The sequence below is a fragment of the Streptomyces sp. NPDC045967 genome (assembly GCF_056430495.1).
In genome coordinates this window covers 40,766-64,317 of record NZ_JBWKLE010000016.1, presented here as the reverse complement: position 1 = coordinate 64,317, position 23,552 = coordinate 40,766, and the positions used below count along the sequence as shown (strand labels likewise).

The 23,552-nt window shown below is 75.1% G+C and carries 21 protein-coding genes and 1 pseudogene; 9 read left to right on the top strand and 13 right to left on the bottom strand.

Going from position 1 to position 23,552, the window contains the following annotated elements; translation table 11 throughout:
• Positions 1 to 29 precede the first annotated feature (29 nt).
• Together AC07FY_RS25455 and AC07FY_RS25450 are read right to left on the bottom strand one after the other, a co-directional pair.
• Positions 30 to 263 (bottom strand): hypothetical protein, encoded by a 234-nt coding sequence (locus AC07FY_RS25455; RefSeq protein WP_479010182.1) that lies wholly within the window; start codon positions 261 to 263, stop codon positions 30 to 32.
• Positions 264 to 958: 695 nt separating this feature from the next.
• A complete protein-coding gene (locus AC07FY_RS25450; protein WP_479010180.1) occupies positions 959 to 1,693 on the bottom strand; it encodes an SOS response-associated peptidase in 735 nt (244 codons plus the stop codon).
• Positions 1,694 to 1,781: 88 nt separating this feature from the next.
• On the opposite strand from AC07FY_RS25450, the gene AC07FY_RS25445 reads away from it, so the two are divergent.
• Positions 1,782 to 2,183, top strand: a complete 402-nt coding sequence (locus AC07FY_RS25445) for a hypothetical protein (protein WP_479010177.1) — start codon at positions 1,782 to 1,784, stop codon at positions 2,181 to 2,183.
• Between the two features lie 54 nt (positions 2,184 to 2,237).
• Here AC07FY_RS25445 and AC07FY_RS25440 read toward each other — a convergent pair whose 3' ends face one another.
• From AC07FY_RS25440 to AC07FY_RS25415, 6 genes are all read right to left on the bottom strand, one after another.
• Positions 2,238 to 3,659 carry an ATP-binding protein gene (locus tag AC07FY_RS25440; RefSeq protein WP_479010175.1) on the bottom strand — a complete coding sequence of 474 codons (1,422 nt, stop codon included), beginning with the start codon at positions 3,657 to 3,659 and terminating at the stop codon, positions 2,238 to 2,240.
• Entirely contained in the window at positions 3,656 to 4,393 is a 738-nt protein-coding gene (locus AC07FY_RS25435; RefSeq protein ID WP_479010172.1) for a response regulator transcription factor, read from the bottom strand. The genes AC07FY_RS25440 and AC07FY_RS25435 overlap by 4 nt, the downstream gene beginning before the upstream one ends.
• Before the next feature lie 28 nt (positions 4,394 to 4,421).
• Positions 4,422 to 5,012 (bottom strand): hypothetical protein, encoded by a 591-nt coding sequence (locus AC07FY_RS25430; protein WP_479010169.1) that lies wholly within the window; start codon positions 5,010 to 5,012, stop codon positions 4,422 to 4,424.
• Positions 5,012 to 5,785: a thioredoxin family protein gene (locus AC07FY_RS25425; protein ID WP_479010166.1), complete on the bottom strand. Its 774-nt coding sequence runs from the start codon at positions 5,783 to 5,785 to the stop codon at positions 5,012 to 5,014. Before AC07FY_RS25425 ends, AC07FY_RS25430 begins: the two co-directional genes overlap by 1 nt.
• A gap of 309 nt (positions 5,786 to 6,094) precedes the next feature.
• Positions 6,095 to 6,658, bottom strand: coding sequence for a hypothetical protein (locus AC07FY_RS25420; RefSeq protein WP_479010164.1), 564 nt, complete (start codon positions 6,656 to 6,658; stop codon positions 6,095 to 6,097).
• A 179-nt stretch (positions 6,659 to 6,837) separates the two neighbouring features.
• Positions 6,838 to 7,719: a CAP domain-containing protein gene (locus tag AC07FY_RS25415; protein WP_479010161.1), complete on the bottom strand. Its 882-nt coding sequence runs from the start codon at positions 7,717 to 7,719 to the stop codon at positions 6,838 to 6,840.
• Between the two features lie 271 nt (positions 7,720 to 7,990).
• On the opposite strand from AC07FY_RS25415, the gene AC07FY_RS25410 reads away from it, so the two are divergent.
• From AC07FY_RS25410 to AC07FY_RS25390, 5 genes and pseudogenes are all read left to right on the top strand, one after another.
• Positions 7,991 to 10,141: a protein kinase domain-containing protein gene (locus tag AC07FY_RS25410; RefSeq protein WP_479010158.1), complete on the top strand. Its 2,151-nt coding sequence runs from the start codon at positions 7,991 to 7,993 to the stop codon at positions 10,139 to 10,141.
• A 247-nt stretch (positions 10,142 to 10,388) separates the two neighbouring features.
• Positions 10,389 to 10,805, top strand: a complete 417-nt coding sequence (locus AC07FY_RS25405; protein WP_479010156.1) for a VOC family protein — start codon at positions 10,389 to 10,391, stop codon at positions 10,803 to 10,805.
• Positions 10,806 to 10,935: 130 nt separating this feature from the next.
• Positions 10,936 to 13,341 (top strand): ATP-binding cassette domain-containing protein, encoded by a 2,406-nt coding sequence (locus AC07FY_RS25400; protein ID WP_479010153.1) that lies wholly within the window; start codon positions 10,936 to 10,938, stop codon positions 13,339 to 13,341.
• Positions 13,342 to 13,522: 181 nt separating this feature from the next.
• Positions 13,523 to 13,882: pseudogene (locus tag AC07FY_RS25395) on the top strand (protein kinase domain-containing protein); the annotation flags it as partial.
• Positions 13,883 to 13,928: 46 nt separating this feature from the next.
• Positions 13,929 to 15,935, top strand: coding sequence for an MFS transporter (locus AC07FY_RS25390; protein WP_479010151.1), 2,007 nt, complete (start codon positions 13,929 to 13,931; stop codon positions 15,933 to 15,935).
• On the opposite strand, the gene AC07FY_RS25385 is transcribed toward AC07FY_RS25390, so the two are convergent.
• Both AC07FY_RS25385 and AC07FY_RS25380 read right to left on the bottom strand, forming a co-directional pair.
• Complete coding sequence (locus tag AC07FY_RS25385; protein ID WP_479010148.1) at positions 15,907 to 17,139, bottom strand: anhydro-N-acetylmuramic acid kinase; 1,233 nt, start codon at positions 17,137 to 17,139, stop codon at positions 15,907 to 15,909. The two genes, AC07FY_RS25390 and AC07FY_RS25385, sit on opposite strands and share 29 nt — an antisense overlap.
• The gene (locus AC07FY_RS25380; protein ID WP_479010145.1) at positions 17,136 to 18,458 is read right to left on the bottom strand and encodes an MFS transporter; all 1,323 of its coding nucleotides are present in this window, start codon (positions 18,456 to 18,458) and stop codon (positions 17,136 to 17,138) included. Before AC07FY_RS25380 ends, AC07FY_RS25385 begins: the two co-directional genes overlap by 4 nt.
• Before the next feature lie 180 nt (positions 18,459 to 18,638).
• Between AC07FY_RS25380 and AC07FY_RS25375 the strand changes: the two genes are divergently transcribed.
• Both AC07FY_RS25375 and AC07FY_RS25370 read left to right on the top strand, forming a co-directional pair.
• Positions 18,639 to 19,061, top strand: coding sequence for a YjbQ family protein (locus AC07FY_RS25375; RefSeq protein ID WP_479010143.1), 423 nt, complete (start codon positions 18,639 to 18,641; stop codon positions 19,059 to 19,061).
• 186 nt (positions 19,062 to 19,247) lie between these two features.
• Positions 19,248 to 20,591 (top strand): LCP family protein, encoded by a 1,344-nt coding sequence (locus AC07FY_RS25370; RefSeq protein ID WP_479010140.1) that lies wholly within the window; start codon positions 19,248 to 19,250, stop codon positions 20,589 to 20,591.
• A 33-nt stretch (positions 20,592 to 20,624) separates the two neighbouring features.
• On the opposite strand, the gene AC07FY_RS25365 is transcribed toward AC07FY_RS25370, so the two are convergent.
• Genes AC07FY_RS25365 through AC07FY_RS25355 form a run of 3 tightly spaced genes read right to left on the bottom strand, consistent with a single transcriptional unit; the run spans position 20,625 to position 22,272 of the window.
• Entirely contained in the window at positions 20,625 to 21,593 is a 969-nt protein-coding gene (locus tag AC07FY_RS25365; RefSeq protein ID WP_479010138.1) for an NAD(P)-dependent alcohol dehydrogenase, read from the bottom strand.
• Positions 21,590 to 21,850: a helix-turn-helix transcriptional regulator gene (locus tag AC07FY_RS25360; RefSeq protein WP_479010136.1), complete on the bottom strand. Its 261-nt coding sequence runs from the start codon at positions 21,848 to 21,850 to the stop codon at positions 21,590 to 21,592. The genes AC07FY_RS25365 and AC07FY_RS25360 overlap by 4 nt, the downstream gene beginning before the upstream one ends.
• Positions 21,844 to 22,272: a hypothetical protein gene (locus tag AC07FY_RS25355; protein WP_479010133.1), complete on the bottom strand. Its 429-nt coding sequence runs from the start codon at positions 22,270 to 22,272 to the stop codon at positions 21,844 to 21,846. The genes AC07FY_RS25360 and AC07FY_RS25355 overlap by 7 nt, the downstream gene beginning before the upstream one ends.
• 113 nt (positions 22,273 to 22,385) lie before the next feature.
• Here AC07FY_RS25355 and AC07FY_RS25350 point away from each other — a divergent pair, with 113 nt between their 5' ends.
• Positions 22,386 to 23,486, top strand: a complete 1,101-nt coding sequence (locus AC07FY_RS25350) for a M20 family metallopeptidase (RefSeq protein ID WP_479010132.1) — start codon at positions 22,386 to 22,388, stop codon at positions 23,484 to 23,486.
• Positions 23,487 to 23,552 lie beyond the last annotated feature (66 nt).

Here is a 23,552-nt window from a genome sequence, read left to right as displayed (position 1 = left end):
CCGCCAGAGGTGTGCGACGGGCACGTCGGTCAGAGGCGTGCGGCTCGCCGGAGGGCGCCCGCGCCCCAGTCGACGAACGTGAAGTCGGTGTCGGTACCGGCCTGCCCGTCGGGTCCGGGGCTCTCGGGCGTGTTCGAGCCGTCCTGCACCACCGGGAGGCCGTGCGGGAACCGCCTGCCGAGCGGGGCACCGGTGACGGCGGCGTCGTCGCCGGCGGCCGAGCCGTCGGGAAGCGCCGGGTGCGTCGCCCGCCGCGACCCCATGGCTGCCGTACGAAGGCGTTGCCGTGGCCGCGGTGGACGACGGTGACGGTGTCGTCACCCTGGCTGGAGGCGATCAGGTAGCCGTCGCGGCGGGGATCCGCGGGGGCGCGCCAGATCGGCAGCCCTTCCACGGCGGCGCTGATGTGGCGGCCTCCCAAGCCCGGACCGGCCCTCGCGTCGCGCGTGCGAGCCCGGTCTCGTGGCGCCTGCTGGTGACCGCGAACGCACGGCCGCGGTGGCGGTCGGTGTAGGCCGCCGGGCCGTACGCGGTGCGCTGGTCCCCGACCGCGTCCTGGCCGGAGGAGCAGACCAGCGGGGCCGCCGCCTCGTCGGTCACGAAGCGGCCGGGGGGCCGGGGGGCACGGGCATGGCGCCTCCTGGTGACGGGGCGGGGCCGGGCGGCCGGTGGGCCGCCGTCACCCTGGTCCATTCCCGGGTAGCCGGGGATGGAGGCGGCACGGCGCCCGCATGAGCGCGCGGTGTACCCCCGTGAGAAGTCCGGCAGCGCGAGGCCCGGCGCGCGGCACGGCGACGCGGGCGTCCGTCATCGCCCCGGGCCGGGCGCGCGGTTGGGCCGGGCCACCCGGGCAGGGGCCACCGGCCGTGGTGGTCACGTGTGCGGGACGTCCCCGACGCACACGAGGGCTTCGTAGGCGGGCACGTGGGCCGCGCGGGGCTTTGACGGCAGGGCCCGGCTACGCCTCGGCCGGTTCGAGGAGGTGGGGGCCGTTGTTGCGGACGCTGTTGACCGCCGTGGAGACCGGCGTCACCGCGAGGCGGCCGTCGGCCGGGGTGTGCAGGAGGGCGCGGAGGTCGGCGGTGTCCTGGTGGGCCGGGTCCAGCCAGGTCCCGTAGTCCGCGGGGTCGAGGGCCAGCGGCATGCGGGGGTGGACGCGGCCCGCGAGATCGGTCGCCTCGGTCGTGATGACGGTGGCGGTGATCAACCAGGCCGACGGGTCGTCGTCGTCCTTGACGGCCGGGTCGCGCCAGAACTCGTACAGTCCGGCCATCGCCATCACCCCCGCGTCCTCGGGGCGGATGAAGTACGGCTGCTTGTAGGCCTTCGCGGAGCCGGTGGCGGGCACGGCGACCCATTCGTAGAAGCCGTCGGCGGGCAGCAGGCACCGCCGGCGGGTGAACGCGCGACGGTAGGCCGGCTTCTCGTGGACGGTCTCGACACGGGCGTTGATCATGCGCGAACCCACCGAGGGATCCTTGGCCCAGGACGGCACCAGACCCCACCGCACCGGCCGCAACCGGCGGGCCACCTCCCCGGTGTCGCGGTCGGCGCGCTCCAGCACCGCCCACACGTCGTCGGTGGGGGCCACGTTCCACGAGGGACCCGGCGCCCCGGCGCCGGGTTCCCGCTCGGCGTCGAAGTGGCCCGCGAGGTCTTCCGGGGCCCGGGAGGAAGCGTAACGACCGCACATGCCCCCACTCTCGCACTCTCCGACCCCGGACCACCGCCCGGCACGGATAATGGCACGGCCCACGCACCGATCCGGGAGAAGAAGAACCATGACGCTGAAGGAAGGCCAGCGGGTGAAGCTGGCGGCGGACACCCGGCTGACCGGGGCGGTCGCGGTGGCGGAGGACTCCGCGTCACCGGTGCCGTCGCAGGGCGCCGTCGCCGGCTTCCTCTCGCTGGCCGCGGGCACCGAGGGCACCGTCGAGCGGGTGGTCGAGGAGCGGCACCGGAGCCACGGGGTCCTCGAGTACGAGCGGCTCACGTCGCTGTTCGACGCGTTCGGCCGGGACATGCCGACGGAGAGCCGCAGGCAGCTCGAGGAGAAGATCGCCTCGCTGGAGCCGGAGTGGCGCGCCCACCAGGAGCGGGGGCCGCGCGTCACGCTCCGGGTCCGCTTCGACAACGGGTTCATCCTCGACGACGCGCTCGAGGACGTCTTCACGCCCCTGTGACGGGCGGGCCCTGCCGGTGCCGCCCGGGTCGGGCGCCACCGCGGCAGGGCTCCGTCACCGGCCGCGCGGCCGTCCCGTGCGCCGCCGGGAGATGCGCGGCCTGCGCCCGGACGGCGCGGGCGCGGCCAGGGCGAAGACCACGGTGATGTGCGCGCCGCCGAGGGGGCCGCGTGCGATGCGCACCGAGCCGCCGGTGACGGTCGCGGCCCGGCGGGCGATGTCGAGGCCGAGCCCCGAGGAGCCGGTGCTGCCGCCGCGGGACAGGGCCCGGTCCGGGTCCGGGATGCCGGGACCGGCGTCCTCCACGACCAGTTCCACCGCCTGGGCCGTGCGGACGACGCTAACGCCGAACGGGGTGCCGGACGGGGTGTGCCGGAAGACGTTGCCGATGAGCGCGTCCACCACGGCGGCGACATCGTCGTCCGAGAGCCCGACGGCCGCGGGCTCCTGGGTGACGTCGAGGGCGCAGGGACGGTCCTGCTGCTCGGCCAGGACGGCCCAGAACGCGGCCCGGCGGCGGACGACGTCGGCCGCCTCGCAGCGGGGTCCGGACGCTGCCGCGCCGGTGGTGCGGTGGCCCGCTCCCGGGTCGGCGCCCCCGTCGGCGTCCGGGCCGCGCAGGCCCTGGCCCATGGGGCCCACGGCGAGCGGGGTGCGCGCCGCCGTGATGATGGCCTGGAGTTCCGTCTCCAGTGCGCACACCGCCGCTTCGACCCTGGCCGACTCCGGCGAGCCCGCCATCCGCTCCGACGCCAGGTGCAGGGCGGTCAGGGGCGTGCGCAGCCGGTGGGACAGGTCGGCGACCAGTTCGCGTTCGACGGCGAGCAGTTCGGTCATCCGGTGCGCCATCGCGTTGAACGCGACGCCCGCGTCCCTCAGTTCCCTGGGGCCCATGGGGTCCACGCGGGCGTCCAGGTTGCCCTCGCCCAGCGCGTGCGAAGCGTGCGCCAGCCTCTTGGAGGACCTGACCACCTTGGCCCCGAGGCGGTCGGCGACGAGTACGGAGCCGCCGACCAGGCCCACGGCGAGCAGGAGCATGACCGCCCAGGACGCCGTGACCCCGCGGGTCAGTTCCGCCTCGGGGACGAAGTTCTCCACGACCGCGACCCGCTCGCCGGGCAGCACGACCGGCTGCAGGCATATCCAGCCGCTGGGGATCTCCTCGGAGATGGACTCCCGGCCGCGCTGGGCGCGTTCGAGCAGGGCCGCGGGGGCCCGGGACGTGCCGAGGGCCGGAGCGTCCGGCAGATGGACGACCAGGTACTGGGTCGCGTCCAGGCCGGCGGCGGATTCCCGCAGGGCGGACGGATCGGTGGTGAGCGTCAGGACCGGGGCCAGGGCGGCGGCCCGCTGCTCGGCCGCGGTCACGCTCTGCTCCTTGACCAGCGACATGACCAGGGCGGCGAGCGGGATGAGGAAGGACAGGGCGACCATGGAGGTCACGGCGAGCGCCACTCCGGCCAGTGAGCGTCTCACCGCGGTGTCACCAGTTTGATGCCGACGCCCCGCACGGTCAGCAGGTAGCGGGGGGCCGCGGCGCGTTCGCCGAGCTTGCGGCGCAGGGACGACAGGTGCACGTCGACGGTCTGGTCGTCGACGTACGGCTCGCGCCACACCTCGGTCAGCAGCCGCCGCTTGGAGACGACCTGGCCGGTGTGGTGGGCGAGGAAGGCCAGCAGGTCGAACTCCCGGCGGGTGAGGCGCAGCTCGCGGCCGGCCAGGTGCGCGGTGCGTGCGCCGGGATCGACGGCCAGTTCGCCCACGGTGATCGCGCGCAGGGGTTCAGCGGCCGCCGGCCGCGCCCCGTGACCGCCGCCCGGGGCGTGGGGGGCGTGGGCGGGCGGAAGGTGGGTGGTGCGCCGGAGGACGGCGGTGAGGCGTGCGATGAGCTGCCCTCCGGAGAAGGGCTTGACCAGGTAGTCGTCGGCGCCCGCGTTCAGGAGCTTGATGATCTCCGTCTCGTCGTCGCGGGCGGTGGCCACCAGGACGGGGACGGAGGATATGCCGCGGATCATGCGCAGTGCGTCCCCTCCGTCCAGGTCCGGCAGTCCGAGGTCGAGGACCACCGCGTCGACGGGCGTCTGGGTGACCTCGCGCAGGGCGCCGAACCCGTCGGCCGCACTGCGTACGGCGTACCCGTGCTCCGCCAGGACCTCGATGAGTGACTGGCGGATGCTGGGGTCGTCTTCCACGACCAGGACGCTGGGCATGGGCACACCTTAGGTGAACGCCCGTTCGCTAGGGCTTGGGGGCGGTGGGGGCGGCGAGGACCGGTCCGCGGTCGGTGACGCGCAGGTGCACCGGGCGGTCGGAGACCGGGATGGTGCAACCGTCCCGGGAACTGCAACTCGCGTAGCCCAGGAGGACCGTCGCCTCGCCGTCGCCGTCGGCCCGGACGGGCAGGGTGGCGGTGACGGGGCCGTCCGGGTAGACCGGAACCGGGGCCTCCACGCCGGGCACGCTGATCGTCAGCACCTCCGGGGCGGCCGTCAGCTTCCCGTCCGACCGCAGGGCGCCCGTGACCTCCATGGCGGTCGGCCGGCCGACGCCCTCGACCCCGTCGGCCGGCAGATCGGTGCTGTAGAGGTGGAACCCCTTCCCCTCGGGGGTGAAGACGGCGGTCAGGGTGCCCTGGCGGCCCTGCCATGCGGAGACCGACAGCGTGACGGTGACCCCGTTCTCGCTGAAGCCGACCGGGGCCGCGGCGGCGCCGCCGCCGGCCGGCTTCCCGCCGCACGCGGCGAGCGCGGCCAGGCAAAGGAAGGCGGAGGCCGCCGCGAGACCGGCACGGGCGGCCCGGCCGGCGGGCCGGCGAACACTGCGGCCCATCACGACGCCCACTGGCGCAGGAAGGAGTTGATCCCTTCCGAGGTCAGGGCGGGGTTGCCCGTGACGTGGGTGTCCGTGCGCACCGTCCCGGACGGCGTGACGACGACGAGTACGGGCATCTTGTACGTGCCGCCCGCGGGGCTGTACGTGCGCAGGAGGGCGGAGTTGGCGGAGTTGTCGCCGCCGATGTCGATCTTGACGAGGTGGTAGGAGGAGCCGAGGACCGCCGCCGTCTGCGGCTGGGCGAACACCTTGTCGGCCGCCTTGCAGTTGCCGCACCAGTTGGCACCGAAGTCGAGGAGCACCATCCGTCCGTCGGCCTTGGCCGCGCTCAGGGCCGCGTCGATCAGCTTCTTGGCGTTCGCGGCGCTGTCGTAGCCGGGTCCGGGTATCCGGGCCGGAGCGGGCGCGGCGGACGTGCGGGCCGGCTGGGGGGCGGCCGACGTGGCCCTGGCGCGCGAGGGGCTCGCCGAGGCGGCGGTCGGGGTGCCGGCGGACGCGGAGGGCGAGGCGCTGGGGGACGCCCCGGCGGACGCCGAGGCGGCGGCCGGCGCGGACTCGGCCCCGGTGGGCAGGGCCTGCGCGGACGTCCCGATCGCGCTGGGCACGGCGGCCCCGACCGGCTGGGACGCCGACGGCCCGCAGGCGGCGGTCAGCCCGGCGGCGACCACGACGGCGGCGGCGAGCGGCAGCCGCATCCCCAGGGCCGCGGCGGAGCGCGGCCGCGGCGTGCGGCGGCCCGTGCGAACGGGTCGGAGTTGGCGAGAAGTCATGGCGAGGACACCCCAAGGCACGGTTCGGACGGCGGGAGCGGCGTATGCCTCCCGACTCGGTGAAGCCGACGGCGGACGGCCGGACGGCCCGGCGGCCCGACGGCCGCCGGGGTCATCCCGCCCGGGCGCCGCGGGCCGCTCGGCTGACGCGAGCATAGGACCGCTCGGGACGGCCGGGACCCGATGCGCGTGATCTTGAGGATCCCCTAAGGAAGAGCTCAACTTCCGCTACACCGCGACGCGCCCGATGAGCGGATACGGGATCACGAACCGGGCATACCAGGCGCGGCGGCCGCAGTGTCCGGCGGCTCAGAGCGAGGACTCGCGGACGCTGGCCTTGGCCACCGGCTCGATCGTCGCGGTGATGACCGAGCGGTGGTCCGCGCTGGTGAACGTGACCGTCAGGGTGTGGTCCGCGGTCTGGGACGTGGCGGCCTTGAAGCCCCGGCTCGGGATCGCGGAGATCAGGCAGACGCCGCGGCTCCCGTAGCGCACGGTGACCTTGCCGCCCTGCGAGGGGACGGTGTGCAGGCCGGGTCCGCCCTGCTCGCAGTCGACGGCGGGCTTCGGCGCGGTGGTGCGGGACGCTCCTGTCGGGCTCTTCGCGAGTGCGGGCGGCGAAGCGGAGGGGGACGGTCGCTCGGTCGCACTGGGCGACCCGGTGGGGGGTGCGCTCGGGGGCTGCGGGCTCGGGGACCGCCCGTCCCCCGCCTGCCACGCGGGCGGGGAGTCGAAGACCATGGGGGCGGACCGGGCCACGGGCGGCGTGTGCCTGGTCGAACCGACCACGAACTGGACCGTGCCGAGCACGGCGGTCACGCTGGCGGCCGTGCAGGACAGCCATATGAGCAGGTAGCGCGGAATTCGGGGCACGGCCCCATAGTGGCCGACGCACCGCGCCGTCCGTCGCCGCCTCCCCCGAGCGGGCGGCAGCGGCCGGGGAACGCCCATGGCCCCCTGGCCGGCGTACGGGCCAGGAGGACGGGTGCGGGTCGGCGAGCCGACGGGCCGACGGGCCGGCCGGGGGAAGCGGCCGGCCGGTGGTGGTGGGGCTACCTCGGTGTCCCGAAGTTCTGCGTCCACCAGGGGCCGCCGTCGCCCTTGTGCACGCCTATGCCGATCTCCTTGAACGAGCAGTTGAGGATGTTGGCCTTGTGGCCGGGGCTGTTCATCCATGCCTTCATGACCGCGGCGGCGTCCGCCTGGCCGCGGGCTATGTTCTCGCCCAGCCGGGACCATCCGTACCCGGCGGCTTCCACCCGGGTGGTCATGGTGGACCCGTCGGGCCCGGTGTGGGACATGACGCCGCTGCGCGCCATGGTGTCGCTGTACGCCCGTGCCGCCGCCGTCAGCTTGGAGTTCGCCGCCAGGGGCCCGCAACCGGCCGCCGACCGCTCCTTGTTGACGAGGGCCAGGACCGCCGACTCGGTGTCGCCGGCGGCTCCGCCCGACGAACCGCCCGAGGAGCTGCCCGAGGAACCGCCGGAGGACCCGGACCCGCCGGCGGGAGCGGCGGGCGTGCGCGAGGGCGCGCGGGTCCGGGCCGGCTCCGGCGCGTCGGCAGCCCCCTCCTGCGTCCCGGCCCGCGTGGGCGCGGCGGACTCCGGGGATCCGGCGCCGGGGGTCCCGGACGGCGTCGCGCCCGCCGCGGACGCGTCCGCGGTGGTCGGCGTGGGCAGCGGGGAGGAGGAGGTGGCCGTCACCTCCACGCCACCGGCACCGGCCGCTGCGGAGTCCGGCGTCGCGGATCCGCCTCCGGCGGGGCCGCCGGCCCGGTGGTCCGTGCGCGCACCGCCGTCGGAATCGGCCACCGCGACCCCGACCGCCACCGCCGCGGCGGCCGCGGTGAGGGACAGTACGACGCGCGCACGCACCGTCTTCTTCCGCCGCGCCTCGACGCGGGAGGGGGTTCCGGGGGTTCGGCTGCGGCTCATGCCGGTAGCACCTCGCAGGAGAGGGGGAGCAGGGTCGGACCGAGCCTAGGCCCGTGACCAGGCGAAAAAGCCTTCCGGAGGCGTTCTTCACGGTCCCTTAAGGAAGCCCGCAGGATCGGCGCAGGCTGGGGGGCCGGCCCGCCCGGTGGTCCGCGCCCCCGAGCGCCACGGCGGCGCTCCCGGGGCCTCGGGCGGGGCCTCGCTTGACTGGTACGCGACGCGACCGGTAGTCAGAGGCTGTTCATCGCGTGAGGTGTGAGACGGGGGACCCATGAAGCCGCTCGAAACGGGCGATCCCACATCGGTCGGGCAGGGCCGCTACCGGTTGGTGGGACGCCTCGGGCAGGGAGGCATGGGCGTGGTCTACCTGGGCCGCTCCCCGTCCGGCCGTGCCGTGGCCGTCAAGGTGGTGCGGCCAGAGCTCGGCACCGAGCCCGGCTTCAGGCGCCGGTTCGCCGACGAGGTGGCGGCGGCGCGACGGGTCGGCGGCTTCCACACCGCGCCGGTCGTCGACGCCGACCCGGACGGCGAGCCGCCCTGGCTGGTCACCGCCTTCGTGCCCGGCCCGACGCTGCAGGCGGTGCTCGCCCGCGTCGGCGCGCTGCCCGCGGACACCCTGAGCGTCCTGGCGGCCGGCCTGGCGGAGGCGCTGGAGGCGATCCACCGGGCGGGGGTCATCCACCGCGACCTCAAGCCCGCCAACATCATCGTCGCGGAGGACGGACCGCGCGTCATCGACTTCGGCATCGCGCGCGCCCTGGACGGTACGGCCCTGACCCAGACCGGTCTGCAGATCGGCACGCCCGGCTTCCTGGCTCCGGAGCAGCTCACCAGCGGGGCGGTGACGCCCGCGGTCGACATGTTCGCGCTGGGCGTGGTGCTCGCGCAGGCGGCGGGGGGCTCCCCGTTCGGTGACGGCCCGTCCGCGGCCCGGCACTACAAGGTGGTCCACGAGGAGCCGGACCTGACGGCGGTCCCCGGGGAGCTGCGGGCGGCCATCGGCGCGTGCCTGTCCAAGGACCCGCGGGCGCGGCCCACCCCGACCGCCTTCCTGGGCGGCCTGACCATCCGCCACCCGGCCGGCGACGGCTGGCTCCCGGACGCGGCGACGCAGCTGCTCCCCCGCCAGGACACCCCGCCCCGCCCCGCCACCCCGGAGGCCGCACAGGAAACGCCGCCCCGCCCCACCACCCCCGACGCCGCACAGGAAACGCCGCCCCACCCCGCCACCCCCGACGCGCAGGACACCCCGGCTCCGCAGACCCTCCGGCCGGCCACCCCGGGCGTACGGGCCGAACCCCCGACTCCGCGCCCCGGCGGCGCGGAGCCCCGTACGGCCCGGGAGCCCCGTACCGATCCGGAGCCGGAGCCCCGTACGACGCCGGAATCCCCCGGCCCCGGCGCCGCGCCCGTCGGCGGACCCGACCCGCGGGGCGGGCGGGCCCGGGGGCGCCGCGCGGTGGTCGCCGCCGGGGTCGTGCTCGCCCTCGCGGCCGTCGGCCTGCTGGTGTGGCAGCCGTGGAACGGCGGCCCCCCGGACGATGCCGAGCCCGGCGCTCTCGGCCCGACCGGATCCGCGTCCGCGTCCGCCGCCGCGTTCCCGGCCGAGCCCCTGCTGGTCCGGCAGGACACCGCCCCCGGCTGGCCGGGGACCTGTCACGGTGTCATCGCCCGCCGGGACGGCGGCTCGGCCCCGCCCGTGCGGCTGGTCGCGGGGGACGCGTGCGACGTCCTGCCCCAGTGGGCCCCCGACCGGAAGTCGTTCGCGTTCACCCGCACCACGCCCGGCGGCACGGCCGTGTGGACCGCCGACGCCGACGGCGGGAACCCGCGGCGGGTCGCCGCCATCAGCGGCGGGCGGGTGTCCTGGTCGCCCGACGGCGGCCGGCTCGCCGTCCTCCGCGAGAAGAACGGCGTGCAGCAGTTGTTCGCGGTCGACGTCGCCGACGGTACCGCCCGCCAGCTGACCTCGGGCCCGGGCCCCGTGGAGGACCCGGCCTGGTCGCCGGACGGCAGGCACATCGCGGTGTGCCTGGAGACGGGGTCCGGGAACTGGCAGGTCCACCTGGTGGACCCGGCGGCGCCGGACCGCGCCCCGCAGCAGGTCACCCGGCTCCCCCACCCGGCCCTGGACCCGGTGTGGTCGCCGGACGGCGCGGCCTTCGCGTACACCGCCGGGACCTACGGGACGGGCAGCCAGGGCGACATCCGCCTCGTCGACGCCGACGGCACGGACGACCGCGAGCTGGCCGCCACCGGGGCCCACGAGATGGACCCCGCATGGTCGGCCGACGGCAAGTGGGTGGCCTTCGTCCGCGGCCCGTACGAGAAGCCCGTGGTCTGGGCGGTGCGCACGGACCGTACCGGCGAGCGCGCGCTGACCGCCGAGGGCGCCGCCGAAGGCCACCCCTCCTGGCGCTGAGCCGCCGGGGCCGGCGAGCGGCACAACAGGTGTGGGAGGGCGCGTCGGCGCCTGGACTCCACTCCGACCTCCAGGGGCGAAAGGGCGTGCTCCAGGGAAGAAAGGTCAGGGTGGCGTCAACCCGCCCGAAAGCACGGATGGTTGGCGGAAACCGGGCATCGGCCGCCTGCCCGGCCGCCCGCCCGCGCCGGGAAACCGGTCAGGATCGGAGAAGCGCTGTCCGCCGGAGCCTCGTAGCGTCGTGGGCATGGACATCACGCTCTCGCAGTGCTTCATCGCCGTCGACGACCACGACAAGGCGCTCGCCTTCTACCGCGACGCCCTCGGCCTGGAAGTCCGCAACGACGTCGGATACGAGGGGATGCGCTGGGTGACCGTCGGCTCCCCCGCGCAGCCCGACGTGGAGATCGTCCTCGAACCGCCACTCGCCGACCCGGGCGCCTCCCCGGCCGACCGGCAGGCCATGGCCGAGCTCCTGGCCAAGGGCATGCTGCGCGGCGTCATCTTCTCCACCGACGACTGCGACGCCACCTTCGAGCGGATCCGGGCCGCGGGCGGCGAGGTGCTGCAGGAACCGATCGACCAGCCCTACGGGATACGCGACTGCGCGTTCCGCGATCCGGCGGGCAACATGGTCCGCTTCGCCCAGCCCCGCGCGCGGTAGCCGGCGAGAACGTCGTTGCCGTGATCGCGCCGACGAAGTAGAACCAGACATGCCGCCCGGACCGGCCCGGTCGATCCGGGCGGCGCCGAGGGGCCGCGGGAGCGGCCCCCGCCCGACAGATGGAGACACGATGAGCAAGGTCACGCGGACGGACACGCGGTCGCCTGCGCCGCACGATGCCGACAGCCACGATCTGATCCGTGTGCACGGAGCGCGCGAGAACAACCTCAAGGACGTCAGCATCGAGATCCCCAAGCGCCGGCTGACGGTCTTCACCGGCGTGTCGGGATCGGGCAAGAGCTCGCTGGTGTTCGACACGATCGCCGCGGAGTCCCAGCGGCTGATCAACGAGACCTACAGCACCTTCGTCCAGGGCTTCATGCCGAACCTTTCCCGGCCCGAGGTCGACGTGCTCGACGGGCTGACGACCGTGATCAGCGTCGACCAGCAGCGGATGGGGGCCGACCCGCGCTCCACGGTCGGTACCGCCACCGACGCCAACGCGATGCTGCGGATCCTCTTCAGCCGGCTGGGCGATCCGCACATCGGCCCGCCCAGCGCGTACTCCTTCAACACCGCGTCGGTACGGGCGTCCGGTGCGATCACCGTGGAGAAGGGCAACAAGAAGGCGGTACGGGCGACCTACGAGCGCACCGGCGGCATGTGCACGCACTGCGAGGGCCGCGGCAAGGTCTCCGACATCGACCTGACCCAGCTCTACGACGACTCCAAGTCGCTCGCCGAGGGCGCCTTCACCATCCCGGGCTGGAAGTCGGACAGCCAGTGGACGGTGGGCCTCTACGCCCAGTCGGGCTTCCTCGACCCGAACAAGCCGATCCGCAGGTTCACCAAGCAGGAGATGCAGGACTTCCTGTACGGCGAACCGACCAAGGTGAAGGTCAACGGGGTCAACCTGACCTATGAAGGGCTCATCCCGAAGATCCAGAAGTCGTTCCTGTCCAAGGACAAGGAGGCGATGCAGCCCCACATCAGGGCGTTCGTGGAGCGCGCCGTCACCTTCACCACCTGCCCCGAGTGCGACGGCACCCGGCTCAGCGAGGGCGCCCGCACCTCGAAGATCAAGGGCATCAGCATCGCCGACGCCTGCGCCATGGAGATCCGCGACCTCGCCGCCTGGGTCCGCGGCCTCGACGAGCCGTCGGTGGGGCCGCTCCTCACCGCGCTCCGGCAGACCCTCGAGTCGTTCGTGGAGATCGGGCTCGGCTACCTCTCGCTGGAGCGGCCCGCGGGCACGCTGTCGGGCGGAGAGGCCCAGCGCGTCAAGATGATTCGCCACCTCGGCTCCCCGCTCACCGACATCACGTATGTCTTCGACGAGCCCACCATCGGCCTGCACCCCCATGACATCCAGCGGATGAACGACCTGCTGCTGCGGCTGCGGGACAAGGGCAACACGGTGCTCGTCGTGGAGCACAAGCCGGAGACGATCGCGATCGCCGACCACGTCGTCGACCTCGGCCCGGGCGCCGGGACGGGCGGCGGCACCGTCTGCTACCAGGGCACGGTCGAGGGCCTGCGGACCGGCGGGACCACCACCGGACGCCACTACGACGACCGTTCGTCCCTGAAGGAGTCGGTGCGCGAGCCCACCGGCGCGCTGGAGATCCGCGGCGCCACGGCGAACAACCTGCGCGACGTGGACGTCGACATCCCGCTCGGCGTGCTGACCGTGATCACCGGGGTCGCCGGCTCGGGCAAGAGCTCACTCGTCCACGGCTCGCTGCCGCACCGGGCGGGGGAGGCCGGCGAAGGGGTGGTGTCGATCGACCAGAGCCCGATCCGCGGCTCCCGGCGCAGCAACCCGGCCACCTACACCGGGCTCCTGGACCCGATCCGCAAGGCGTTCGCCAAGGCCAACGGCGTGAAGCCGGCGCTGTTCAGCGCCAACTCCGAGGGCGCCTGCCCGACCTGCAACGGCGCCGGCGTCATCTACACCGATCTGGCGATCATGCAGGGCGTCGCCACCACCTGCGAGGACTGCGAGGGGAAGCGGTTCGACGCCTCGGTGCTGGAGTACCACCTCGCGGGCCGCGACATCAGCGAGGTGCTCGCCATGTCGGTGACCGAGGCGGAGGAGTTCTTCGGCGCCGGCGAGGCGCACACGCCGGCCGCCCACAAGATCCTCGACCGGCTCGCGGATGTGGGCCTGGGCTACCTCAGCCTCGGCCAGCCGCTCACCACGCTCTCGGGCGGCGAGCGGCAGCGCCTCAAGCTGGCCACGCACATGTCGGAGAAGGGCGGGATCTACGTCCTCGACGAGCCGACGACCGGTCTGCACCTCGCCGACGTGGAGCACCTGCTCGGCCTGCTGGACCGCCTGGTGGACTCCGGCAAGTCGGTCGTCGTGATCGAGCACCACCAGGCGGTCATGGCGCACGCCGACTGGATCATCGACCTCGGTCCGGGCGCCGGCCACGACGGCGGCCGGATCGTCTTCGAGGGCACCCCCGCCGACCTGGTCGCCACCCGCCCCACCCTCACCGGGGAGCACCTCGCGGCGTACGTCGGCGCCTGACGGGCAGTACGCGGACCCGGCGGGCCGAGCCACCGCCGAGCAGCCGGGTCCGCGGTCCTCACGGGAACGGGTCCGCCCCGTCGGGCAGGTGGCATACCTTCGTCCCGTGGACCAGTTGATCGCAGCAGACCCGACCCGTATCGGCCCGTACCGTCTGATCGCCCGGCTGGGTGCGGGCGGTATGGGCCTGGTCTATCTGGGCCGTTCCGAGGGCGGACGGACCGTGGCCGTCAAGGTCGTGCAGGCCGAGCACGCCGGGCACCCCGATTTCCGCAGGCGCTTCGCCCGCGAGGTGGCCGCCGCCCGGCGGGTGGGCGGGGACTGGACCGCCGCGGTGCTCGACGCCGATCCGGAGGCCGACGTGCCCTGGGTGGCGACCCAGTACATCCCGGGGCCGGACCTGCGCACGGTGGTCGCCGAGGACTTCGGGCCGCTGCCCGAGTACTCGGTGCACACCCTCGCCAACCGGCTCGCCGTCGCCCTGGAGGCCGTGCACGGGGCGGGCCTGATCCACCGCGACCTGAAGCCGTCCAACGTCCTGGTCACCGTCGACGGCCCCCGTGTCATCGATTTCGGCATCGCGCGCGATGGACAGCCTCGCCGACAGCCTGCACACCCGCACCGGCATGCTGATCGGCTCCCCCGGCTTCATGTCCCCCGAGCAGGTCCGCGGCCGCGAGCTCGGCCCCGCCAGCGATGTCTTCTGCCTGGGCGCCGTGCTGGTGTACGCGGCCACCGGGCGGCTCCTGTTCGGCGCCGCGGACTCCGGTCTCAACGCCCACCTCTTCCGGGTCGCGGAGGAGGAGGCGGATCTCACGGGTGTGCCGCGGTCACTGACCGGTCTGGTGGCCTCCTGCCTCGAGAAGGACCCGGCCCGGCGGCCCACCCCCCGGGAGGTCGCCGAGCGCACGGCGGTGGAGCAGCCCGGGGAGTGGCTGCCGGGCACCGTCCTGGCGCAACTCGGCCGCCGCGCCGCTCGGTTGCTGGACTACGCCCCGGAGGCGCCGCCCGAGGCCCCCGCCGCCGTGCCGGAGCCCCGTACCCCGGACCCCCGCCTGCACCGGCCGCTGCCCGCGCCGCCCCCGTACCCGCCCACCGCCCCGGCGCCGCCGTCCTCCGTGCCCCGGCAGGGCTTCGGACCGCCGACGGGCGTGCCCTCGGACCCGGCCGCCCCGCACCCCAGGCGCTGGTGGGGCCTGGGAGCGGTCGTCCTGACGCAGCTGCTGGTCCTGCTCGACGCGATGACCTTCACCACGGCCCTGCCGTCGATCGAGTCCGAACTCGACTTCAGCGGCGACGGCCTGAGCCTGCTCGGCGCCTACTCACTGTCCTTCGCCGCGCTGCTGCTGCCCGGCGGGCACATCGCCGACCGCGTGGGCGCCAAGCGGGCCCTGGTCATCGGCCTGGCCGGTTTCGCGGTGGCCGCCGCGCTCGGCGGCTCGGCCGGCGACCCCGACCTGCTGATCGCGGCGCGCGCCCTGCAGGGCGCTTGCGCGGCCCTCATGACCCCGTCCGCGCTGACGCTGGTGTCCACCGGCTTCACCGATCCGGGGGAACGCTCCCGCGCCTTCGGGATCTTCGCCGGGGTCGCGGCCGGCGGCGGGGCCCTCGGGTTGTTCGCGGGCGGCTGGCTCCTCGACCTGCTGTCCTGGCGCTGGTCCCAGTATGTCTGCGTCCCGCTCGCCGTGCTCGCCCTGGTCGGCGCGGCCCTCCTGCTGCCGGCCCGGCGGGGCCGCGCTGCCGCCCTCTTCGAGCGGCTCGGCGTGCTCCTCGGCTCCGCCGGACTCGCCGCCCTGGTCCACGGTCTGGACGAGGCCGGGCGGAGCGGCTGGACGTCCCCGACGGCCCTGGGTCTGCTCGCCGCCGGCCTCCTGCTGCTGGGAGGCTTCCTGTGGTGGCAGACCGCCGTGTCCGGCCCCCCTCGGGCGCCGCACCCCACCCGGGAGCGCGACCGCGCGGGCTGCGCCCTGGCCATGGTCCTGGCCGGCGCCGGCCTGCTGGCCCTGGTTCCCGCGGTGACCCTCTACCTCCAGTACGTCCTCGGATACGGCCCGGGCACGACCGGACTGATGGTCCTGCCCGCGGGGGCCGCGGCCGTCGCCGCCGCCACGCAGGTCTCCGCGCGGCTGCGGCACCGCACCGCGCCCCGCGTCCTGATCGTGTCGGGCCTGGTCACCGCGGCCGCCGGGCTGCTGCTCCTCGCCGGCACCGACTCCGGCAGCGCGTACGGGCCCCACGTGGTGCCCGGCATGCTGCTGGCGGGCTTCGGTTCGGGCCTGGCCTTCGTGCCGCTCCTGGACACCGCCACCGCCGGCGTCGCCCCCGAGCACTCCGGCACCGCCTCGGCGTTCGTCCTCACGGCCCAGCGGGTGGGTGAGGCGATCGGCGTCGCGCTGCTCACCGGCGTCGTCACCGTCCGGCTGAACAGTGCGTCGGAGGACGACCGGTCCGAGGCGATTTTGCACGGCTACACCGACACCCTGTGGTGGTCGGCCGGCGCGCTGCTGCTGGCGGCCCTGGCCGCCGGGCTGATGGTCACGGCGAGGGCGCCCAGGCCGGCCGGGGTCAACGCCGCGTGGTCGTCGGCGGGGTGACGCGCAGGGTGTCGGGCGCCCGCGCCGGCGCTGCGGGCAGACGCAGCGGTGCGCGGCCCGGGGTGAGGCTGCCGAGGACCCGCGGGCCGGCCGCGCCGGTGCACTGCGGCAAGGTGCCCGGCAGCCCGTGCAGGGTGAGATAGCCCAGTACGGCGAAGGCGTACGCCTCCTTGGCGGCGCTGGGCAGCCCCAGCGCGTCCGAGGTGTGCAGCCGCACCCGGGCGCCGAGTTCCTGCCGGAGCGCGGCCAGCAGGGCGGGGTTGCGGGTGCCGCCGCCGGAGGCCAGGACCTCCGTGACCCCGAAGGGGCGCAGCGCGTCGGCGACCGTCCGGGCGGTGAGCCGGGTGAGGGTGGCGAGGACGTCGGGGGCGGGGAGCGGGCCGACGGCGTCCAGGGCGGAGCCGAGGTAGCCGGAGTGGAACAGTTCGCGGCCGGTGGTCTTCGGCGCGGGCAGTGCGTAGTACGGCTCGGCGAGCAGGCGGTCGAGCAGCGGCCGGTGCACGGTGCCGCGGGCGGCCAGGCGGCCGTCGGTGTCCTGGTCGAGCCGTCCGGCGGTGAACCGGCGGGCGGCGGCGTCGAGCAGGGCGTTGCCGGGTCCGGAGTCGAAGGCGGCCGGGGCGCCGTCGGCGGTGAGCACGGTGGCGTTGGCGATGCCGCCGAGGTTCAGCGCGGCCGGGACGCCCGGGCGGCCGCGGAGCAGCATGCGGTCGACGAGCCCGACGAGGGGGGCGCCCTGGCCTCCGGCGGCGACGTCCCGGGTCCGGAAGCCGGAGACGACGGGGAGTCCGGTCGCCTCCCCGATCCACGCGGGTTCGCCGAGTTGCAGCGTGCCGTGGACGCGGCCGTCGTCCGCCCAGTGAAAGACGGTCTGCCCGTGCGAGGCGACCAGGTCGGCCCCGCCCGCGCACAGTTCGCGGTCGGCGCGGACGGCGAGCCGGGCGAAGGACTGCCCGATGCGGGTGTCGAGGCGGCACACGTCGGCGAGCGTGGTGGTGCCGGGCGGGAGCGCCGCCGCGAGCGCCTGGCGCAGCTCGTCGTCGTACGGTGCGCTGACCATGCCGAGCGGGGTCAGGCGCAGTTCGGTTCCGGCGCGGGTGATGCGGGCGGCCGCGGCGTCGACGGCGTCGCAGGAGGTGCCGGACATCAGGCCGATGACGGTCGTCGGCGCCGTCTCCGGGTCGGGCGGTTCGTCGGGCCGGGTCATCGCAGGGGTCGCAGGTGGTCGTCGGGGTTCAGGGTGAGCAGGGCGGGTACGGCGAGCGCACAGGCGCCCGCCGCGTAGAGGGCCGGGACGTCGGGGTTGCCGGTGTGCCGTACGAGGGCGGTGACGATCAGGCCGGCGCAGCCGGAGAAGACGGCGTTGGAGAGGGCGTAGGCCAGGCCGAGCCCGGTGCTGCGCACCCGGGCCGGGAACATCTCCGCCAGCAGTGCGGGGCCGGGGCCGGCGAGCAGCCCGACCAGCGCGCCGGCCCCGGCCAGCAGGGCCGCCTTCACCGCGACGGGGGTGCCGGGGTCGCGCAGCAGGTGCAGGAGCGGTACGGCGGTCAGGGCGATGAGCACGCTGCCGGTGAGCATGACGGCCCGCCGGCCCACGCGGTCGCTGAGCGCGCCGGCGGGGAGGATGGCGGCGGCGAACCCGAGGTTGGCGGCGAAGGTGGCGGCCAGGGCCTGCTGGAAGGTCGCGCCGAGGGTGGCCTGGAGGTAGGAGGGCAGGACGACGAGGAAGGTGTACCCGGCCGCGGACCACCCCATGATCCGTCCGATCCCGAGCACGACGGCGGCCCGCACCTCCGCCGGAGCCGTACCGTCCGCCGAGGCGCGGCCGTCGGGGCGGCCGGGGGTGCCGGTGCGATCCGGCGCGGGCGGGTGCGGGGGCGGGGCGGTTTCCGGCAGGCGGAGGCGGAGCAGCAGGGCCGCGGCGCCCAGCGGCAGCGCGAGCAGGAAGGGGATGCGCCAGCCCCAGGCGTACAGCGCGCTCTCGGGGAGCACGGTCGCCAGGCCGGCGGCGAGACCCGCGCCCGTGAGGAGGCCGAGGGCGACCGTGAAGGACTGCCAGGCACCGTGGCGGCCGCGCCGCCCGGCCGGTGCGGTCTCGGTCAGCAGGCTCACCGCTCCGCCGAACTCGCCGCCGGCGGAGATGCCTTGGACGCAGCGCAGCAGGGTCAGCAGCCAGGGCGCGAGGGCGCCGGCGGCCGTGTAGGCGGGCAGGACGCCGATCAGCGCGGTCGCGCCCGACATCAGGCAGACGGCCCAGACGAGCGCCGGCCGGCGTCCCGCCCGGTCCGCGAGCCGCCCGAAGAGCAGGGCGCCCAGCGGCCGGAAGAAGAAGGCGATGGCGAAGGCGGCGTAGGTCGCGATCAGCGCCTGTACGCGGTCGCCGCCGTCCGGGGTGAAGAAGCGGGCGGCGATGACGGTGGCGAAGGAGCCGTAGACGCCGAACTCGTACCACTCGACGAAGTTCCCGACGGATCCGGCGACGAGGGCGTGCCGGGCGGACGCCGCACGGAGGGGCGCGGGCGCCACGGCGGGGGCCGCGGGCCTGCTCCGGGGGCGGGGAGCGGGGCGGGGAGCGGGGCGGGCCACGGTGGCTGGCTCCCCCGGCCGGCCTCCGTCGATGCGCGGGGCGGCCGGATTTCAACGGATCGGCCGCACGACGGGCGCGTTTGCGTCCCGTCGCGCCCGGCGCGGCGGCACGATGGAGGGATGTCACACACCTTCACCAGCCGGACCGTCGACGTGGTCACCGGCGGCTCCGAGACCGTCCACGACCTGACCGCCGCCTGCGAGGAGTTCCTGGGAGCGGCCGCCCGGGGACGGGACGGGCTGCTCAACGTGTTCACCCCGCACGCGACGGCGGGTCTGGCCGTCATCGAGACCGGCGCCGGCAGCGACGACGACCTCCTGGAGGCCCTGCGCACGCTGCTGCCCGCGGACGACCGCTGGCGCCACCGGCACGGCTCCCCCGGCCACGGCCGCGACCACGTGCTGCCGGCGATCGTGCCGCCCCACCTGACCCTGCCGGTCATCGGCGGGGCCCTCGCGCTGGGCACCTGGCAGTCGGTGGTCCTGGTGGACACCAACCGGGACAACCCCGAGCGCACGGTACGGCTGTCCTTCCTGGGCTGACCGCGGACGTACTCGGGCGCCCCGACAACGCGGCGAGGTGCGGTGCCGGGCACCGCGGGCCAGGTGGGACTTCGACGACAGGGCCTAGGCCAGGAGGCGGCTCGTCCGGGCGCGTAACCCCCGGACACGCACACCGACCCATTAATGTCCGTTTGATTCGCTGATCGGATGATTTGGAGATGTTCGGTGCGTCGTCTCACTGTTGCTCTCACCACGCTCGCGACGCTCGGCGCCGGCGTCCTCCTGAGCCCCCAGGCGCTCTCGGCGGGCCAGGCGGACCCCAGCCGCGGTACGAACATCCTCGTCGTCGGCGTCGACAGCCGCACCGGCATCTCCGCGGCCGAGAAGAGGCGGCTCCACGTCGGCGGCAAGGGCTGCGACTGCACCGACGTGATGATGCTCGTGCACCTGTCGGCGGACCGCAGCCGTGCGAGCGTCGTGTCCATCCCGCGCGACTCCTACGTCGAATACGCGCGCACGACCGGCACCGGACCGGCCCGGTGGGGCAAGATCAACGGCGCGTACGCAGCCGGCGGCGGCTCCCTGACCGTGCGCACCGTCGAGAAGGCCACCGGCCTGCACGTCGACCACTACCTGGAGACCGGCTTCACCGGCTTCGAGCAGGCCGTCAACGACCTCGGCGGCGCGACCGTGTGCACGGACAGACCCCTCAAGGACGAGAACTCCGGCCTCGACATCGCGGCGGGTGTCCACCGCACCGACGGCAACGGCACGCTGCGCTACGTCCGCGCCCGGCACGTCAACCTGCGTCCCGGGGACCTCGGCCGCGTCCGCCGCCAGCAGCGGGTGGTCAACGACCTGCTGGCCCGGCTGACCGCCGAAGGCGCGCTGGACGGCCCCGTGAGCACGGCGCGCACCGCCCGGGCCCTGCTGAAGTCCGTACGCACCGACGCGGGCACCGGCCTGCAGGACCTGATCCGGATCGGCTGGGCGCTCGGCCGGCTGCGCGCGGACCGCACCGAGTTCGCGACCGTGCCGATCCGCCTCTTCGACCACCGGGTGCCGGGGGTCGGCTCCACCCTCGTGTGGGACGAACCCCGGTCCGCGGCGCTGTGGGACGCCCTACGCGCCGACCGCCCCGTCACCGGTGACCCGCGGATCCAACCCGTCGCGGAGACACCGGTGACGAGCGACCCGGCGCGCATCGCGGTCCGCGTGGACGACGCCTCCGTGGCCGCGGCCCTGCGCGCGAACGGCTTCGCCGTCTCCGACGCCCCGCAGCCGGCGCCCGCCGTACGCCCCGCCGGTCCGCCGGTGATCACGCACCCGGCCGGACGGGAGGAGGACGCGGCGACGCTCGCGGCCGCCCTGCCCGGCGCCACCCTGCGGCCGGGCCCCCGCCAGACCACCTTCGACGTCGCCGTGGGCGACCGGCCCGTCCGGGTCAAGGCGGTCACCTACGACCGCAACGTCGCGGACGGGGCCCCCGTCACCGCCGACCGGCTCCGCTGCGCCGGCGCGGCCGCGCAGCCCGCTCCCGCCACCGCCCCGGCGGCCGCCGACCGGTAGCCCGGCGGCGCGGCGCCCGGAGCGCGGGGCTCCTCACACGCTGATCGCTATCTTCCCCCGGACCTGGCCCGACCTCAGGCGGCGTATCGCGTCGGGGACTTCCGCCAGCGGGTAGGTGCGGTCGACGGCCGGGACCAGCGCGCCCGACTCGAGGAGTTCCCCGAGGGCGCGCAGGTCCCCGGGCTTCGGGGTGGAGGCGAGCACCCGCACCCGGGAACGGATGAAGGGGGACACGAGCAGGGCTCCCAACTGCCGGTGGAAGCCGCCGAGCCAGCGGCCGTCGGTCTCGCCGCCGACCATGACGAGGGTGCCGCCGGGGTTCAGCACCCGGCGCAGCCGCCCGAGGGAGTGGTTGCCCGCGATGTCGAGGACGAGGTCGTAGCGCCGGCCGCCGAGGGTCGGGTCCTCGCGGGCATGGTCGAGGACCTCGTCGGCGCCGAGGGCGCGGACCAGGTCCGCCTTGGCCGCGCTGCACACGCCGGTGACGTGGGCGGCCCCCAGCGCCTTGGCGAGTTGAACGGCGTAGGTCCCTACCCCGCCCGAGGCGCCGATCACCAGGACCCGGCCGCCGGGCCGCAGCCGGCCGGCGCGGCATGCCTGGAGCGCGGTGGACCCGGAGATCGTGACGACCGCCGCCTGTTCGGCGGTGAGCCCGGCCGGGCGGGGGGCGAGCGCGTCCTCCTTGGCGCAGGCGTACTCCGCGAAGGAGCCGGTGCAGGTGCCGTACACCTCGTCGCCGGGCCGCAGCCGGGTGACGTCGGCGCCGACGGCCTCCACCCGGCCGGCCACGTCCATGCCCGGGACGCGCTGCCGGGGGGCCCGCAGGCCGAAGGCCGCGCGCAGCGCCATCGGCAGGCCGGACATCAGGTGCCAGACACCCATGTCGACGCCGGCGGCCCGCACGCGCAGGAGGACCTCGCCCCGGCCGGGCACGGGCCGTTCGACCTCGTCGAGGCGCAGGACGTCGGGTGTTCCGTAGGTGTCCTGGACGATGGCTCTCATGACGTGCCTTCCGCTGTGCCGGTGTTGTCGGAGCCGCCCGGGTGGGCCGCGTACTGGAACACGGTGTCGAGGGGGACCCCGAACACCCGGGCGATCTGGAAGGCCATCTCCAACGAGGGCGAGTAGCGGCCCTGTTCGATGGCGATGACGGTCTGCCGGCTGACGCCGATCCGGCGGGCGAGTTCGGCCTGGGTCATCTCGCCGTGGGCGAAGCGCTGGGCGCGGATGGTGTTGGTGACCCGCGTCGCCTTCACCACGGGTGGAAACCGAACCGGTAGGAGACGACCTTGACCGCCGAGCCGAGCACCGACGACAGGACGAAGGCCAGGAAGATGGCGTTGGCGATCCAGAACGGAGCGGCCTCGGCCATCGCCAGCAGCAGGCCGCCCACCGCACCGACCACCACCAGCGACTGCCCCACGTACTCGCCGAAGCGGTGGATCTCGCGGTCGCGCTGGTCCTTGACGTTCGCCTCCCGCGGCGCGGCCGCGGCGATCGCGACGTGCGCCGCGATCGAGACGGCGATCGACAGGCCGACCGTCCACAACAGGGCTTCCACGTACGGCGCCTGGGCCAGCGGCACCGCCGCGGGGCGCCCCAGCACCACCCACAGGTACGCCGCGTACGCCACCACCGCGACCACGAGCATGCTCCAGGCACGCTTCTCCTCGACTGCCACGTGTGCTCCCGCTCCCCATGTCAAGAAAACCAGACACTCGAAGTGTCAAGGAGCTACGACATCATGTCAAGAATTGTTTACCTCGGATGGCGGCTGCGACTAATCTGTCCGGCATGACGACGCACAGGACCGGACAAGTGAGCGTGGACGCGATGATCGAGGACCTGCGGGCTCTCGTCGAGACGGAGTCGCCCTCGCGTGACCCCGACGCCCTGACGGCGTCGGCCAAGGTGGTCGCCTCCGTCATCGAGAGCCGTCTCGGCGGGCACGCCGCTCTCGTCGAAAGCGAGGCGGGGCCGCACGTGCACTGGTCGGGAGGTGGCGATCCGCGCGTCCTGCTCCTCGGCCACCACGACACGGTGTTCCCCCTCGGCACCTTGGAGCGCCGCCCGTTCCGGGTCGAGGGCGGACACGTGACCGGGCCCGGCGTCTTCGACATGCTCGGCGGGCTGGTCCAGGCCGTCCACGGGCTGGCGTCCCTCGACGACCGGTCGGGCGTGGAGATCCTGGTGACCGCCGACGAGGAGGTCGGCTCGCACTCCTCTCGCGCCCTCCTCGAGGAACGGGCCCTCGCCTGCGGCGCGGTGCTCGTACTGGAGGGCTCCGCCGACGGCGGGGCCCTGAAGACCGGCCGCAAGGGCTGCGGCACGTTCCGGGTCTCCGTCAGGGGCCGTGCCTCGCACGCGGGGCTGGAGCCCGCGGCCGGGGTCAACGCCCTGATCGAGGCCGCCCACCAGGTCCTGGACATCACGGCCCTCGGCCGGCCCGAGCTGGGCACGACCGTCACCCCGACCGTCGCGTCGGCGGGCACCCTGGACAACGTCGTGCCCGCGGAGGCGACCGTCGTGGTCGACGTCCGCGTCGAGTCGCAGGACGAGCAGGACCGTGTCGAAGCCGCCTTCGCGGCCCTGGCCCCGCATCTCGACGGAGCGGAGATCTCGGTCGAAGGGGGCGTGGGGCGGCCCCCGATGCCGCAGTCCGCGGCGGCCGGCCTCTTCGCCGTGGCGCAGCGGCTGCTGCCCGGGATCGAGGGCAAGGCGGTCGGAGGCGGGAGCGACGGCAACTTCACGGCCGCCCTGGGGGTCCCCACGCTGGACGGCCTCGGGGCGGTCGGCGGCGGGGCCCACGCCGACCACGAGTACGTGGTGATCGGGGCGATGGTCGAGCGGGCCACCCTGGTGGCGGGTCTGGTGACGGCCATCCGGGGCCGGTAACCACCCGCCGCGCTCGGCGTGTTGGCCCGTCGGCCCGTCCGGTAGGTTTCCCGGGCGGACGGCGAT

Excerpts from the sequence above, each read along its gene's own strand:
- AC07FY_RS25390 (WP_479010151.1), top strand. The coding sequence starts at position 13,929 with ATGGACAGCCTCGCCGACAGCCTGCACACCCGCACCGGCATGCTGATC.
- AC07FY_RS25385 (WP_479010148.1), bottom strand. The coding sequence starts at position 17,139 with ATGACCCGGCCCGACGAACCGCCCGACCCGGAGACGGCGCCGACGACC.
- AC07FY_RS25350 (WP_479010132.1), top strand. The coding sequence starts at position 22,386 with ATGACGACGCACAGGACCGGACAAGTGAGCGTGGACGCGATGATCGAG.
- AC07FY_RS25375 (WP_479010143.1), top strand. The coding sequence starts at position 18,639 with ATGTCACACACCTTCACCAGCCGGACCGTCGACGTGGTCACCGGCGGC.
- AC07FY_RS25450 (WP_479010180.1), bottom strand. The coding sequence starts at position 1,693 with ATGTGCGGTCGTTACGCTTCCTCCCGGGCCCCGGAAGACCTCGCGGGC.
- AC07FY_RS25415 (WP_479010161.1), bottom strand. The coding sequence starts at position 7,719 with ATGAGCCGCAGCCGAACCCCCGGAACCCCCTCCCGCGTCGAGGCGCGG.
- AC07FY_RS25405 (WP_479010156.1), top strand. The coding sequence starts at position 10,389 with ATGGACATCACGCTCTCGCAGTGCTTCATCGCCGTCGACGACCACGAC.
- AC07FY_RS25445 (WP_479010177.1), top strand. The coding sequence starts at position 1,782 with ATGACGCTGAAGGAAGGCCAGCGGGTGAAGCTGGCGGCGGACACCCGG.
- AC07FY_RS25425 (WP_479010166.1), bottom strand. The coding sequence starts at position 5,785 with ATGACTTCTCGCCAACTCCGACCCGTTCGCACGGGCCGCCGCACGCCG.
- AC07FY_RS25430 (WP_479010169.1), bottom strand. The coding sequence starts at position 5,012 with ATGGGCCGCAGTGTTCGCCGGCCCGCCGGCCGGGCCGCCCGTGCCGGT.
- AC07FY_RS25410 (WP_479010158.1), top strand. The coding sequence starts at position 7,991 with ATGAAGCCGCTCGAAACGGGCGATCCCACATCGGTCGGGCAGGGCCGC.
- AC07FY_RS25455 (WP_479010182.1), bottom strand. The coding sequence starts at position 263 with ATGGGGTCGCGGCGGGCGACGCACCCGGCGCTTCCCGACGGCTCGGCC.
- AC07FY_RS25400 (WP_479010153.1), top strand. The coding sequence starts at position 10,936 with ATGAGCAAGGTCACGCGGACGGACACGCGGTCGCCTGCGCCGCACGAT.
- AC07FY_RS25365 (WP_479010138.1), bottom strand. The coding sequence starts at position 21,593 with ATGAGAGCCATCGTCCAGGACACCTACGGAACACCCGACGTCCTGCGC.
- AC07FY_RS25435 (WP_479010172.1), bottom strand. The coding sequence starts at position 4,393 with ATGCCCAGCGTCCTGGTCGTGGAAGACGACCCCAGCATCCGCCAGTCA.